This window comes from Streptomyces sp. NBC_01142 (assembly GCF_026341125.1).
Lineage (GTDB): Bacteria > Actinomycetota > Actinomycetes > Streptomycetales > Streptomycetaceae > Streptomyces.
Genome location: NZ_JAPEOR010000001.1, coordinates 1,696,655 through 1,710,022 on the forward strand (window position 1 = coordinate 1,696,655; position 13,368 = coordinate 1,710,022).

13 protein-coding genes are annotated in these 13,368 nt (G+C 69.7%); 9 read left to right on the forward strand and 4 right to left on the reverse strand.

Annotated elements, in window-relative coordinates:
* Window positions 1-85 precede the first annotated feature (85 nt).
* Window positions 86-1,045 (reverse strand): DUF1152 domain-containing protein, encoded by a 960-nt coding sequence (locus tag OG883_RS07875; RefSeq protein WP_266536832.1) that lies wholly within the window; start codon window positions 1,043-1,045, stop codon window positions 86-88.
* Window positions 1,046-1,104: 59 nt separating this feature from the next.
* Between OG883_RS07875 and OG883_RS07880 the strand changes: the two genes are divergently transcribed.
* The 5 genes from OG883_RS07880 to OG883_RS07900 all read left to right on the forward strand — a co-directional run bounded on the left by OG883_RS07880 (window position 1,105) and on the right by OG883_RS07900 (window position 4,858).
* On the forward strand, window positions 1,105-1,926 hold the full coding sequence (locus OG883_RS07880; protein ID WP_266536835.1) for an arylamine N-acetyltransferase: 822 nt from the start codon (window positions 1,105-1,107) through the stop codon (window positions 1,924-1,926).
* A 33-nt stretch (window positions 1,927-1,959) separates the two neighbouring features.
* The gene (locus OG883_RS07885) at window positions 1,960-2,565 is read left to right on the forward strand and encodes a YdbC family protein (protein ID WP_266536839.1); all 606 of its coding nucleotides are present in this window, start codon (window positions 1,960-1,962) and stop codon (window positions 2,563-2,565) included.
* A gap of 144 nt (window positions 2,566-2,709) precedes the next feature.
* Window positions 2,710-3,369 (forward strand): histidine phosphatase family protein, encoded by a 660-nt coding sequence (locus OG883_RS07890; RefSeq protein WP_266536842.1) that lies wholly within the window; start codon window positions 2,710-2,712, stop codon window positions 3,367-3,369.
* 12 nt (window positions 3,370-3,381) lie between these two features.
* Window positions 3,382-4,290: an ADP-ribosylglycohydrolase family protein gene (locus OG883_RS07895; protein ID WP_266536845.1), complete on the forward strand. Its 909-nt coding sequence runs from the start codon at window positions 3,382-3,384 to the stop codon at window positions 4,288-4,290.
* Window positions 4,291-4,624: 334 nt separating this feature from the next.
* Entirely contained in the window at window positions 4,625-4,858 is a 234-nt protein-coding gene (locus OG883_RS07900) for a hypothetical protein (RefSeq protein WP_266536848.1), read from the forward strand.
* Window positions 4,859-4,927: 69 nt separating this feature from the next.
* Here the strand turns inward: OG883_RS07900 and OG883_RS07905 are convergent, their stop codons facing one another.
* A complete protein-coding gene (locus OG883_RS07905) occupies window positions 4,928-6,481 on the reverse strand; it encodes an MFS transporter (protein WP_266536850.1) in 1,554 nt (517 codons plus the stop codon).
* A gap of 120 nt (window positions 6,482-6,601) precedes the next feature.
* On the opposite strand from OG883_RS07905, the gene OG883_RS07910 reads away from it, so the two are divergent.
* The 3 genes from OG883_RS07910 to OG883_RS07920 all read left to right on the forward strand — a co-directional run bounded on the left by OG883_RS07910 (window position 6,602) and on the right by OG883_RS07920 (window position 8,707).
* Window positions 6,602-7,228, forward strand: a complete 627-nt coding sequence (locus tag OG883_RS07910; RefSeq protein ID WP_266536852.1) for a TetR/AcrR family transcriptional regulator — start codon at window positions 6,602-6,604, stop codon at window positions 7,226-7,228.
* Window positions 7,229-7,301: 73 nt separating this feature from the next.
* Window positions 7,302-8,003, forward strand: a complete 702-nt coding sequence (locus OG883_RS07915) for a ribonuclease HII (RefSeq protein WP_266536854.1) — start codon at window positions 7,302-7,304, stop codon at window positions 8,001-8,003.
* Between the two features lie 83 nt (window positions 8,004-8,086).
* Window positions 8,087-8,707, forward strand: a complete 621-nt coding sequence (locus OG883_RS07920) for a hypothetical protein (protein WP_266536857.1) — start codon at window positions 8,087-8,089, stop codon at window positions 8,705-8,707.
* Between the two features lie 89 nt (window positions 8,708-8,796).
* Here OG883_RS07920 and OG883_RS07925 read toward each other — a convergent pair whose 3' ends face one another.
* Together OG883_RS07925 and OG883_RS07930 are read right to left on the reverse strand one after the other, a co-directional pair.
* Window positions 8,797-9,426, reverse strand: coding sequence for a hypothetical protein (locus OG883_RS07925; protein ID WP_266536859.1), 630 nt, complete (start codon window positions 9,424-9,426; stop codon window positions 8,797-8,799).
* Window positions 9,427-9,655: 229 nt separating this feature from the next.
* Complete coding sequence (locus tag OG883_RS07930; RefSeq protein ID WP_266536862.1) at window positions 9,656-11,827, reverse strand: RecQ family ATP-dependent DNA helicase; 2,172 nt, start codon at window positions 11,825-11,827, stop codon at window positions 9,656-9,658.
* Window positions 11,828-11,937: 110 nt separating this feature from the next.
* On the opposite strand from OG883_RS07930, the gene OG883_RS07935 reads away from it, so the two are divergent.
* Entirely contained in the window at window positions 11,938-13,248 is a 1,311-nt protein-coding gene (locus OG883_RS07935; protein WP_266536865.1) for a DUF4192 domain-containing protein, read from the forward strand.
* Window positions 13,249-13,368: the final 120 nt, after the last annotated feature.

Genomic DNA, 13,368 nt, shown 5'->3' on the forward strand with positions numbered 1-13,368 from the left:
CGTACTGGCGCAACTGCCGGGTGTTTCAGGTTGGTTGCCCATGTTGCCACGTTCACACTTCCGCACCTCGGGATGTGGCGTCCGCTCAGTGCGGGATACGGCGCGGCGGCCGCTGCCGTACGACCTCGTCGCGAAAGGCCTCGATCGCGCTGCTGACCTGGCGGATCAGGTGTGTGTTCTCGATCCGGTCCAGATACAGGCAGCGGCGCGCCAGGCCCTCGAGTTCGAAGGCGAAGTAGATCGACATCAGCGGGTTGATGAAGAGCTCGCTGCCGCGGGTGCGGGAGGTGAACTGGACATCTCCGAAGGCACCCTGGACCGCGGCGGCTATGGAGCCGTTCACGATGCTGGGATGGTCAGGGGTGTGCGCCTGGGCGTGTGCCACCGCGTCGAGGAACAGGGCGCCCTCCCGCGTCGTACGCGGCACGGAGAAGGCACCGAGATATGCGCCGTCGGCCTCGAGCGCGGCGATGTTCTCCAGGACGAGGCCGTGGCTCACTCCGTGGTGGGCGTCGACCCCGAAGCCGAGGGAGAGGACCAGGCGCTGCGACATGTCGATCCCATGGAGCGCGGCCACGCTGGTCATGTCCTCCTCAGGTGTGCCCAGCCCGGATTCGTCGCCCCGCATGAGGATGTCCGTGCCGCCGTCCACGAGGACGACGGCATCGATCTCGTACCGCTCGAGCAGCGCCCGATAGGCGGCGCGCAGCGGCTGTACGCCGACACGCGCGAAGGCGTGGACGGTGCTCGGGTAGCCATGGAGGGCGAGCCACTGGGCCAGGGTGCGCTCGGGGAAGTACGTCTGGTGGGGCGCCGATTCGGGGGTGATCGCGGCGACGTCGGGCGCGAGCCATGCCTCCAGGGGCAGCCCTTCGACCGCGCTGAACGAGAGGTTGGCAAGGTGGACTTCCTTGCCCTGGTGGAGGAGGGAGAGGGCCAGAGGCAGTCCCGCGTACACATCGAACCCGCCCCCCGCGCCGGCGACGAGAATGCGCTCGGCGTTCTCCAGGCGGGCGAAAACAGGGTTGGCGTGCAGCGCGGTCATGACGATCATTGTGCAGGGCCGGGGCCGCGGGCGCCGTCGGCATGTCAGGGGTGGGGACAATGACGTGGAACGGCGCGGAGCTGGATCTGGACGCCTACTTGTCACGGATCGAGTACGACGGGGAGATCGCGGCGGACGTGGAGACGCTGCGCGCGCTGCAACGGGCGCATGTTGCCGCGATACCTTTCGAGAACCTTGAAGTGGCACTCGGGCGTGAGGTGCCGCTGGATCTGAAGAGCGTGCAGGCGAAGCTGGTCGGGCGGCGGCGCGGTGGCTATTGCTACGAGCAGAACTCCCTGTTCGCCGCCGCGCTGGAACGGATCGGATTCACGGTGGCGGCGCGAGGGGCCCGCAACCGTGCGAGCGGCCGTGGAGTGCGACCGGTGACTCATGCAGCCCTTGTGGTCACGGTCGACGGCCAACCCTGGCTCGCGGACACGGGGTTCGGTGCACTCGGAATCCTGGAGCCGATGCCGTTGCGGGACGGCGTCGAGGTGAGGCAGGGCGCGTGGACCTATGGGATCGCGCTCGAGGACGAAGGGATTCACGTACTGCGGACGCTCGGTGAGGAAGGGTGGGCCGATCTGTACGCATTCGCTCCCCAAACACTCTTTCCCGGAGATTTCACGGTCATGAACCACTACAGCTCTTCCCATCCGCAATCGAAGTTCGTCGGGCAGGTCGTGGTGCAGCGACCGGGCCCCGAGGTGCGTCGCACCCTCGTACGGAGCGAACTCACCGTGTCGCGCGCGGACGGTACGAACGAGCACCGCACGGTCTCGGCGGGTGAGTTGGCAGAGGTGTTGGAAGGCGTCTTCGGCATCGAACTGGATGCCGCGGATTCCGCGGCGCTGGTACGGATGCACTCCGCCGGAGAGTGACCCGGGCCACTCTCCTGGCCGTACGATGGCGCGGTGCTGGTCAAGTGGATTCGCTGCACCGTGGTGGACCGTCGAGGGTTCGAGCGGGGACAGCGGAAGTGGGCGGGGCTGCTGGGTGAGCCGGGATTTCGGGGACAGGGCGGTGGGTGGAGCAGGGGGCGGCCGCATGTCGCCCACATCTTCGCGTTCTGGGAGAGCCGGGCTTTCTACGACTCGTTCATGGCGCGCTCCCACGCCCGGCTGGCAGCCGGGCAGTCGGGGACATACAAGGATATTCAGGCCAAGTTGTTCGACTATCGCTTCGATGTGAAGACGGGGTTCGAGCCACGGTTCACGGACGCGGATGTCGTGCGGGTCGCGCACTGCAGGGTGCACGAGGACCGCGTAGAGCACTACGCGCTGATGCAGGAGAAGGTGTGGAACCCGGCGATGGCCGGGTCGCCCGGAATGCTGCGCGGGGTGTTCGGAGAGGCGCCGGGGAGCGAATTCCTGGTGATGTCGATGTGGCGGTCGGCGGCGGAGCACGGGAAGTACCGCAGGGAGCGCGTGGAGCGGCTGCTGCTCCGCGCGCAGACCGAGGCGGATGTCGCGGCGCTGGCCGGTGACGTCGTGGAGCTGGAACCGTCGTGGACGGTCTGACCGGGCAGGGGTCCTTGGTGGGCCTCGGTGGCGTCCGTGGCGTCGGTCTTGACCATGTGACCGAGATGATCGGACGGCGACCGGGATACCGGATGGCCTCGGGCCGACTGCTCGGCCGAGTCCGGACCGATCTACTGTCGTGATATGGCACGACCGCGACGCATCGTCCTCGTCCGGCACGGAGAATCGGCGGGAAACGCTGATGACACGGTGTACGAACGCGAGCCCGACCATGCGCTGCACCTGACCGCGACCGGCTGGTCCCAGGCAGAGGAGACGGGGGCGCGGTTGCGTGAGCTGTTCGGACGTGAGCGCGTCAGCGTCTATGTCTCGCCCTACCGTCGCACTCATCAGACTCTCCGTGCGTTCGCGCTCGATCCGCAGCTGGTCAGGGTCAGGGAGGAGCCGCGGCTGCGCGAGCAGGACTGGGGAAACTGGCAGGACAGGGACGACGTAAGGCTGCAGAAGGCCTACCGCGACGCCTACGGTCACTTCTTCTACCGCTTCGCCCAGGGCGAGTCGGGGGCAGATGTGTATGACCGGGTCGGCGCGTTCCTGGAGAGCCTGTACCGGAGCTTCGAGGCCCCCGATCACCCGCCGAACGTATTGCTGGTCACGCACGGACTGACGATGCGGTTGTTCTGCATGCGCTGGTTCCACTGGTCGGTGGCGGATGTCGAGTCCCTGTCCAACCCCGGCAACGCCGAGACCCGGATACTTCAGCTGGGGGAGGACGGGCGCTACACACTGGACCGTCCGTTCGAACGGTGGTGTACCCCTGAGTCGTACGGCGTCACCGGATAGAGTGGCAGGAAGATGACCGCTGACTCCTCTCGCGACCGGCGCTTCGAACGCGCCCTGGACAGCCTGCGCGGACTGTCCGTGGGAGACGCCCTGGGCTCCCAGTTCTTCGTACCCTCGAACTATCCACTGCTGAAGCGGCGCGAGCTGCCGCCCAGCCCCTGGCAGTGGACCGACGACACCGAGATGGCCTGCTCGGTGGTGGCCGTGCTCGCCGGCCTCGGCCGCGTGGACCAGGACGCACTCGCGCGCTCCTTCGCCGAGCACCACGACTTCGACCGGGGCTACGGCCCCGCAGTCAACCGGATGCTCCGGCTGATCAGGGAGGGCGGCGACTGGCGCGAGCTGGCCGCCGGGCTCTTCAAGGGCCAGGGCTCGTGGGGCAACGGCTCGGCGATGCGTATCGCGCCTCTCGGCGCCTGGTACGCCGACGACCCTGAGCAGGCCACCCACCAGGCCGAAATCTCCTCGTACACCACGCATCAGCACCGCGAAGCCGTCGTCGGCGCGATGGCGGTGGCGGCGGCTGCCTCTCTCACGGCGGCTCCGGGTGGACCGCCGACGCCCACGGACCTGCTCGACGGTGTGATCGCGCTCGTGCCGCGCAGCGCGGTCGGGGCCGGCCTGCGCCGGGCGCGGGACATGCTCGACTACAACGACGCCGGGACAGTCGCCGCCGTGCTCGGCAGCGGCCGGCGCACCAGTGCGCATGACACCGTGCCGTTCGCCCTGTGGTCGGCCGCTCGCGCGCTCGGCGACTTCGAGCGGGTCTTCTGGACGACGGCCCAGGTGGGCGGGGATGTCGACACCACCTGCGCCATCGCGTGCGGAGTGGTCGCCGCGGGCAAGGGCGGACAGCCGCCCACCCACTGGCTGGAACAGACCGAGGCTCTCCCGGACTGGATTCCCGCCCCGGCCGGCTGAGCCGCGGTTGCGGTCGGCGGACCGTCGACCGACTCGTGTCCCGCCCGGGGGGCCGACTCAGGTCTCCTGGGCGGTCCGGGGGTGCGCGGTACCCGGCCGAGAGGGGCCCGTGTCACCGGCCGGGGCCTTCCTCGCCATCGCCATCGCCGTCGCCGCGACGCCGGCGCCGCTCGCCCTGCCCGGGGCCGCACCTGGCCGGGCGTACTCCTCGGCTCGCTGTGCCCGTGGACTCGGTCGGCAGGCCCTGCCGGGGCCGGCAGGGCCTGCGTCGCGAGCAGACGGGGATGGAGCTGTGACTCGGCCCGGCGATCGTCCTGATCATGATGGCGGGGTCTTGGCCCGACGCGGCTGCCGCGTGCTGCGTGCCGCTGCCGAGAGCGGCGTCGCCGCTGTCCACGTTTTCGGTGTTTTCGGTGTCTTCGGTCTGCTCTCCCCGGGCGGGACGGTCGCCGAGCGGAATTACGGCGCTGCCGCCGCACCGGAAAGATTCGACGTCGGCTGCTTCCAGGAGCTGTCCGCCGATGCCGTACCCACTCTCGAAAGGCTGCCGGAGCCTCCGCGCTCCTGAGTGCCGGACACCTTCTCTGAGGGCTGGGTACGGGCCGTCCCCCCCCGCATACGGCCCGTACCCCGGCACCTAGGCGGCGGGCCCGCCCGGGCCTGCCGCTCCGCTGAGCGCCTCCAGGTCGCTCTTGCGCACCCGGATGACTGCCACCGCGGTGAGCACGGCGAGTCCCACCAGGCCCACCCCGGCCCAGAACGACGTCGCGATGCCTTCGGCGAGCACCTGGTGGCCCCACGGAGGCGGCAGCTCGTGCGTCTTCGAGAAGGCTTCTTTCTGTGCCGGTGTCGACTTCGCGAGGAACGAAGGCAGTTGGCGTTCGGCCTCGTTGCGGCTGGCGGTGCTGAAGACGGTCATCAGAATCGACAGTCCCAGGGAACCTCCCACCATCTGTGTGGCGTTGAGCAGACTGGAGGCCGCTCCCGATTCCTGCTGTGCCACGCCCGAGACCGCCGTGAGTGTCGCCGTCACGAACACCAAACCCATGCCGAATCCGAAGAGCAGCATCGGACCGAGCACCCCGCCCAGGTAGGAGCTGCCGGGGTCGAGCGCGGTGAGCCATGCCATCCCGGCCCCGCTGAATACCGCACCCGCGGCGAGGAACGGCTTGGGGCCGAGGACCGGCAGCAGCTTCGAGGAGAGTCCGGCCGCGGCCACGATCATCACCGTGACCGGCAGGAACGCGAGACCGGAGGTGATGGGGCTGTAACCCAGCACGTTCTGTACGAAGAGAACGATGAAGAAGAACATGCCGAACATCGCGGCGGAGAGACTCGTCATGATCAGATACGTGCCGGAGCGGTTGCGGTCGGCGAACATCCGCAGTGGAGTGATTGGTTCCCGGGCCCGCCGCTCGATCAGTACGAACGCGGTCAGCAGGACGATCGCCGCCGCGAACGCGGCCAGGGTGAGCCCGTCGCTCCAGCCGTCCTCGGAAGCCCGGATGAAGCCGTAGACCAGGGACGCCATGCCCACGGTCGAGGTGAGCGCGCCCGCGATGTCGAACCGGCCGGACTGCCGCTCGGATTCATTGATGAACACCGGTGCCAGGATGGCGATCAGGATGCCGATCGGCAGGTTCACATAGAACACCCAGCGCCAGTCCAGCCACTCGGTGAGCATGCCGCCGGCGAGCAGACCGATGGCCGCGCCGCTGGCCGAGACCGCCGCGAAGATACCGAACGCGCGGTTGCGCTCGGGGCCTTCGCGAAAGGTGGTGGTGATGAGGGCGAGCGCGGTGGGCGAGGCGATCGCTCCGCCGACGCCCTGGAGCGCGCGGGCCGCGAGCATCTGCCACGGTTCCTGCGCGATGCCGCACAGGAGTGAGGCAAAGGTGAAGAGCAGTACGCCGAAGACGAACACGCGCCGACGGCCGAGGATGTCGCCCGCACGGCCTCCGAGCAGCAACAGCCCGCCGAAGGTGAGGGTGTAGGCGTTGACGACCCACGACAACTGGGTGGTGGTGAACTCGAGAGCCCCTTGGATGTGCGGGAGGGCGATATTCACAATCGTGGTGTCGAGGACCACCATGAGCTGCAGGGCGGCGATGACGGCCAGGGCGATCCCGGGGCGTCCCTGCCTGCGGGCCGTCCCCGGACTGCTTGGAGATGTTAACTGAGTGGTTGTCACTGTGGGTCCCCCGCAAGTGAATTAGTGAACGCATCCGTTCACTGTCCCGCCAACCGTAAGAGTCCCCATCAGTGAACGCAAGCGTTCACTGGACCTCTTGTCCCCAATGGAGAGATGCACATGGCCACTTCGCGCTGGACCGCCGCCGCTGAGACGCCCCCGGTCTCACTGCGCCGTCGGGGAGCCGTGCTGGAGCGCGCGATCCTGGACGCCGCGCTGGATCAGTTGAGTACGGTCGGCTGGAGCGGGCTCACCATGGAGGGGGTGGCCGCCGGGGCGCAGACGGGGAAGGCCGCCGTCTACCGCCGCTGGCCGTCGAAGGAGGACCTCGTCGCGGACGCGCTGCAGGCCGGACTGCCCACGCTCGACGAGACCGCCGACCACGGCAGCATCCGTGAAGACCTCCTTCAGCTCTGCCGGCGCGTGCGGGACGCGATGTACTCCAGGTCGGGCTTTGCGCTGCGTTCGGTGCTTCACGAGTGCGACTCGGCAGCCGCTGAACGGTTCCACGGGGTGATCGTCCGGCAGTTGATCGAGCCGTCCACCCGGCTCTTCCGTGAGGTGGTCCGCCGTGGTGTCGCGCGTGGCGACGTCCGTCCGGATGCCACCTGTGACCTGGTGTTCGACGTGATTCCAGGCCTGATGATGTACCGCTCCAAAGTGTGCGGCAGCGAATGGCCGGACGAGGACATTGCCGAGATGATCGACCACGTCATGGTGCCGCTGCTCGCTCCGCGGACCGGCTGACCGCCGCTGTGGAGCCCATGACCAGAATCCGGTTGTCGCGGGCGGGGTCCGGCGGCGTACGCTTGCTGGCGCCATGCCGTACGAACCACCCACACACACAGTCGAGCGCTCGATCAGAGCCATCACCGGCGCCAAGATCGTCGCTGGTGTCGACGAAGTCGGACGCGGAGCGTGGGCCGGTCCCGTCACGGTGTGCGCGGCGGTCACCGGACTGCGCAGACCGCCTGCTGGACTCACCGACTCCAAGTTGATCAGTCCGAAGCGCCGTACGGAGCTGGCCGGGCTGCTGGAGCAGTGGGTCACGTCGTACGCCCTGGGGGACGCGTCACCCAGGGAGATCGATGAACTGGGGATGACCGCGGCGCTGCGGCTGGCCGCAGTCCGGGCACTGGAGGCGCTTCCGGTACGTCCGGACGCCGTCATCCTCGACGGCAAGCACAACTATCTGGGACTGCCCTGGCAGGTCCGTACAGTGATCAAGGGGGACCAGTCCTGTGTCGCGGTCGCGGCCGCCTCGGTGATCGCCAAGGTGCGCAGGGACGCGATGATGGCAGAACTGCAGGGGGAGTTCGCCGACTTCGGCTTCGAGGCCAACGCCGGCTACCCCTCGCCCGTGCACAAGGCGGCGCTCAAGGAACGGGGGCCCACGCCATACCACCGGCTCTCGTGGTCCTATCTCGATGGGCTGCCCCAGTGGCGGCACCTCAAGAAGGTCCGCGTCTCCGCGGAGGCGGCCGCACTGGAAAACGGGGGCCAGCTCGGCTTCGAATTCTGAACCTGCCCTCCCCACAGTACGGTCGCACCTTTGTGCCCCACCCGCCGATGCGTTCGTCACCGGCGTTTGATAGACATCCACTCATGCCTCTCACTCCCGAGGAGCCTCAGATTCACGAGAGCGCCCAGGGTCCCCGCGCTACTCCGGCCGCAGGCCGCACCGCGCCGACCCCTCGTCCCGTACCCGGTCCGCGTTCCGCGGCCTCGCCGCGTCCCGGACATCCGGGCCCCGCTACGGCCAGGCCCGCGCCGCCGGCACAGCGCGCACACACTCCTTCCGGACAGCCCCAGGCGCCCCGGTCGGAGAAGCCGTCCGTGCCGCAGATCCAGCTGATCCCCGCCCCGGCCGACGGCGCGCTCGACGCCGCCGACGAGGCGGTCGACCTGCTGCTCGACTCCGGCCGAGCACCGGGCGACGTCCTGGTGCTCACCACCGGTGAACAGCACCCGTGGGCAGCGCACGAACTCACCTTCGGCGAGGACGCCTACTGGGCCCAGCACGCCGCCGGTGACGACGTCTTCTACGCGGATGCCGCTGCTGCGGGGCGGGCTTCTGCCCGGCCCGTGGTGGTCGTCGCGGTCAACGGAGGCGCCGACGATGCCGCCGCCCGCGCGCTGCCGGCGGCCATGCAGAAGGCGGCTGCGCTGCTGATCGTGTGCGGCGACCCCAAGCGGATCAACACCGTGCTCGGCGCGGGCATCTGATCCGTACCCTCCGCGCGGCGTCCATGGATCGCACGGTCCGGCCGTAACCCGGCTGCCCAGCCTTGTGGGCAGCCGGAGGGCGGCACGGCTCAGCGAGCCGCCGTGCGCCGAAGGGCTTCCACCGCGCCGCTTGCGGTCCGCAGGTGCAGCGGGTCGGCTTCCCTTGCGACGTCGGCGAGATCACCCGGTGACGAGGTGGAACTGGGCCGACGGCCGCCCCGGCCTTCGCCCAGCACCTGCCAGCCGCCGTGCGTCAGCGTGATGTACGCCCCGCAGCGCAGCCCGTGCAACGTGCACGCGTCCCGCAGCCCCCACATCCACGCCCCGTCCTCCTCCGTCCAACGCTCGTCGCCCTCGCGGCAGTAGAGCAGCACCGCCGTACGCACGGGTGCGCGGCGGCGCAGATCGTGCGGGATGACCCGGCGCAGATGTGCCAGCAGTACGTTGCGGAACTCCCAGCCGTCCGCCGGAGTGGGGCGGCGGGAGAACGAGGCACTGGCAGCGAGCCGTTCCTCGTGATCGAGCACAGCAACGACGGCTGTCGCCGGTGCCGGCAGGTGCCGGGTGTGCAGTCCGCTGACCACCTCGCGCGGGTTGCGCAGCAGCGGGATTCCGGCTGCTGCCCACTCGGCTGGCTCGAGCATCCTGGCAAGTCGGCTGGCGGAGTTGGCCGATGTGGTGAGCGAAGTGGCTGCGGACGATGCGAATCCGAAGGTCACGGTCCTCCCTTCGCATACGCGCCCACAGTGCGGGCAGGGTCGGGTGAGGGCGCACCGCGGCACAGCCCTTCCGGACCGCGAACGAGCCGTGCGGGGGAGCGTTCCAATTCTTGCTGGCGCGTGAGGATGCGGCAACGAGCAATTTGGCGCCACCGATGGGAATCGGCGGGTATTCGACGGGTATGACGCTCATATCCTTGCCCAGTCGCGCCGCAAGTGATCCCTCGTGTCACGCCTGAACAGCAAGGACCAGCGGAAACACTCCCTCCGCGCCTGCCCTGCGCAGCAGCCGCGCCGCCACCGCGAGGGTCCAGCCACTCTCGGAGAGATCATCGACCAGCAGCACGGGCCCGCCGGCCGCGGCCAGCACCCGGGCCAGCTCCGGTGGCACGGTGAACGCCTCGTGCAGCGCCCGCACCCGCTGCGCGCTGTTGGTACGTGGGATGCGTGCCTCGACTGCCTCCGGCGCATACTCGACAGAGCCCAGCAACGGCATCCGCCCGACCTCGGCGATCCGTTCGCCGAGGGACCCGACCAACCGGGGCCTGCTGCGCGAGGCAACGGTGACGACACCGACCGGCCGGGGCGGGGCGTCGGCCTCGCCGGACGCCCAGCCGCCAGGACCTCTGGCCCAGTCGGCGAGCACGGTGACCACGGCGTTCACCACATCGTCCGGAACTGGACCGTCCTGTGCCTGCGGGGCGAGCATCGGCCGGAGCCGGTTGCCCCAGCCGATGTCGGAGAGCCGCCCCAGTGCCCGCCCGGTGAGGGACTGCTCCCCTTCTGGGATACGGCCCTTGAGGTTGATGCCGACCGCCGCAAGACCGGTCGGCCACATCTTGCGGGTCTCCACCTCCACCCCTGGCCTGCCCAACTCGCCGCGTGCGGCGTCCAGGGCCGCTGCCGACACCTTGTCGCTGAAGCGGGCTCCCGAGCAGTTGTCACAGCGACCGCACGGCGCGGCCTCCTCGTCGTCCAGCTGCCGCCGCAGGAACTCCATCCGGCACTCCGTCGACCTTGCGTAGTCGCGCATCGCCTGCTGCTCGGAGGCCCGCTGACGCGCGACCCAGGCATATCGCTCGGAGTCGTACGACCAGGGCTGTCCCGTCGTCGTCCAGCCGCCCTTCACCCGGCGCACTGCACCGTCCACGTCGAGCACTTTGAGCATGGTTTCCAGCCGTGTGCGCCGCAGCTCGACGAGCGGCTCCAGCGCGGGCAGTGAGAGCGGCTTGTCCGTCTGCGCCAACACCTCCAGCGTGCGCCGCACAAGCTGCTCGGGCGGGAAGGCGACCGAGGCGAAGTACTGCCAGATCGCCTCGTCCTCCTTGCCCGGGAGCAGCAGCACCTCCGCATGCTTTACACCACGGCCTGCACGGCCCACCTGCTGGTAGTAGGCGATGGGGGAGGACGGCGAGCCCATGTGCACGACGAAACCGAGGTCGGGCTTGTCGAAGCCCATGCCCAACGCGGATGTGGCGACCAGCGCCTTGACGCGGTTGGCGAGCAGGTCCTCCTCGGCCTGCTGCCGGTCGGCGTTCTCCGTCCGACCGGTGTACGAGGCAACTGTGTGCCCGCATTGGCGCAGGTAGGCGGTGACCTCCTCGGCCGCCGCGACTGTGAGGGTGTAGATGATCCCGGAGCCCGGCAGCTCGCCGAGATGGTCGGCGAGCCAAGCCAGCCTGTTCGCCGCGTCGGGGAGCCGGAGGACGCTCAGACTGAGGCTCTCCCGGTCCAGCGCGCCCCGCAGCACGAGCGCGTCGGTGCCCGCCCCTGTGCCCAGCTGCTCGGCGACGTCCGCGGTCACGCGCGCATTGGCCGTGGCGGTGGTGGCGAGCACCGGAACCCCGGCCGGCAGGTCCGCCAGCATCGTGCGCAGCCTGCGGTAGTCAGGCCGGAAGTCATGGCCCCAGTCGGAGATGCAGTGGGCCTCGTCCACCACCAGCAGCCCGGTCGCGGCGGACAGTTTGGGGAGCACCTGGTCCCGGAAGTCAGGGTTGTTCAGCCGCTCGGGGCTGACCAGCAGCACATCCACCTCGCCCGCGGCGACCTCGGCCTGGACGGTGTCCCACTCTTCCGTGTTGGAGGAATTGATCGTCCGGGCGCGGATACCGGCCCGCGCCGCGGCCTCCACCTGGTTACGCATGAGCGCGAGCAGCGGAGAGACGATCACGGTCGGGCCGCTGCCGCGCTCGCGCAGCAGCGAGGTCGCGACGAAATACACCGCGGACTTGCCCCAGCCGGTCCGCTGCACGACCAGAGCCCGGCGCTTGTCGGCGACGAGGGCCTCGATCGCCCGCCACTGGTCCTCACGCAGCCGGGCCGTGCCCGTGGTGTCCGAGACGAGGCGGGCGAGAACGGAGTCGGCCGAGGTCCTGAGGTCTGCGCGGTCTGCGTTGGTCATGCCCCCATGCAACCTGATGACGCCGACAATGCGCGAACGAGGACGCGAGCCTGTGGATAAAGTTATCCACAGGGGTCGCGGAGTCGAGGCCGTCGCGAGACGGTCATGCCATGAACAAGCACCACGAACCCACCGGACCGGCCGCCGACGAGCAGATCACCCTGCGTGGCCCTGCCGAACTGGCCGACGCCCTCCCGTACATGATGGGCTTCCACCCCAACGATTCGATCGTGCTCGTCGCGCTGCACGGCAGCCGCGGCCGCTTCGGCGGGCGACTGAGGCTCGGCATTCCACGCTCGTCGCACGAGTGGCCGCCCGTGGCCGAGCAGCTCGCGGAGTGTCTGGTCGAAGGCAGCGAGCGGCGGGGCTCCCGACCCGACGGCATTGTCGTCTTCCTCTGCCAGGACCCTGCCGAGGGTGAGACGAGCCGCCGGGTCATGGAGCGCCTGCGCCCCCTTGCGCAACGGCTGCGTACTGCCTGCGGCACCCTGGAGGTGCCCGTGTACGAGGCGCTCTGCATCTCGGACGGCCGCTATTGGTCCTACTGCTGCCCCGACGCGCGCTGCTGTCCGCCCGAAGGGAGTGCGCTTGCTCTGCCCGGCACCTCGGTGATGGCCGCGGCCGCCGCCTACGCAGGGATCCAGGTGCGTGGATCGCTGCGGGAGATGGAGGGTCGGCTGGCACCCTGGACGACCCCTGCCGCCTCCGACCAGGAGGAGGCGCTGGACGCTGCGGGTGCCGCTCTGGTGCCCAGGATCCTGGCCGAAGAGGGGCGTGAGCAGGTCGCCACGGAAACCCTTGAGCTGGCCAGCCGACTGATGAAGCGCATTGCGGAGACACCGCGGGCAGTGGGCTGGTCCGAGGCGGATTTTGCGGACGACCGGCTCATCACGCACGACGAAGCCGCCGCCGTGATCCTCGGTCTGCAGGACCGGGACACCCGGGACCGGGCGGCGCACTGGATGGAGGGGCCGGCCGCGGATCCGGCGCTGCGGCTCTGGCGGGCGCTGGCCCGCAGGTGCGTCGGCTCCTACTCCGAGCACGCCGCCGCACCACTCACGCTCGCCGGCTGGGTCTGCTGGTCCACCGGCGACGAACCGGGCGCGCGGGTCGCCCTAGGACGTGCTCTGTGCGTCGACCCCGAGTACGTCTTTGCCCGGCTGCTGCACCAGGCCTGCAACGAGGGTCTCGATCCGGAGGCGTTGCGCAGCTGTCTGCGAGAGGAGAGCGGCGCGCGAGCCGCCTCCGAGACCCCCGGGCCCAGCGGGCGTCGGCATCGGCCACGTTCCCGCAGGATCCGGCCGGCCGCCGGCAGGAAGGATCTCCGGCCCGCGCGGAGGCGTCCCGGCACCGCGGCGGCCGGGAACCGCACCCGTGCGAGCAGGCGCAGCGGGCAGCGCGGCACCAGGAGCGGACGGTGACGGCCGTGACCCAGCCGCCCGTGGCACCGTTCATCGTCGTGGCGGAGTCGTACGACCCGTGCCGTCGTATTCGTAGCGGCTGTCCGGAGAGCACGGAAGGCACAGCAGACCCACCATGGC

Bases quoted from the DNA above. Each gene is read 5' to 3' on its own strand.
- OG883_RS07875 (WP_266536832.1), bottom strand. From the start codon at position 1,045: ATGACCGCGCTGCACGCCAACCCTGTTTTCGCCCGCCTGGAGAACGCC.
- OG883_RS07880 (WP_266536835.1), top strand. From the start codon at position 1,105: ATGACGTGGAACGGCGCGGAGCTGGATCTGGACGCCTACTTGTCACGG.
- OG883_RS07890 (WP_266536842.1), top strand. From the start codon at position 2,710: ATGGCACGACCGCGACGCATCGTCCTCGTCCGGCACGGAGAATCGGCG.
- OG883_RS07895 (WP_266536845.1), top strand. From the start codon at position 3,382: ATGACCGCTGACTCCTCTCGCGACCGGCGCTTCGAACGCGCCCTGGAC.
- OG883_RS07910 (WP_266536852.1), top strand. From the start codon at position 6,602: ATGGCCACTTCGCGCTGGACCGCCGCCGCTGAGACGCCCCCGGTCTCA.
- OG883_RS07915 (WP_266536854.1), top strand. From the start codon at position 7,302: ATGCCGTACGAACCACCCACACACACAGTCGAGCGCTCGATCAGAGCC.
- OG883_RS07920 (WP_266536857.1), top strand. From the start codon at position 8,087: ATGCCTCTCACTCCCGAGGAGCCTCAGATTCACGAGAGCGCCCAGGGT.
- OG883_RS07930 (WP_266536862.1), bottom strand. From the start codon at position 11,827: ATGACCAACGCAGACCGCGCAGACCTCAGGACCTCGGCCGACTCCGTT.
- OG883_RS07935 (WP_266536865.1), top strand. From the start codon at position 11,938: ATGAACAAGCACCACGAACCCACCGGACCGGCCGCCGACGAGCAGATC.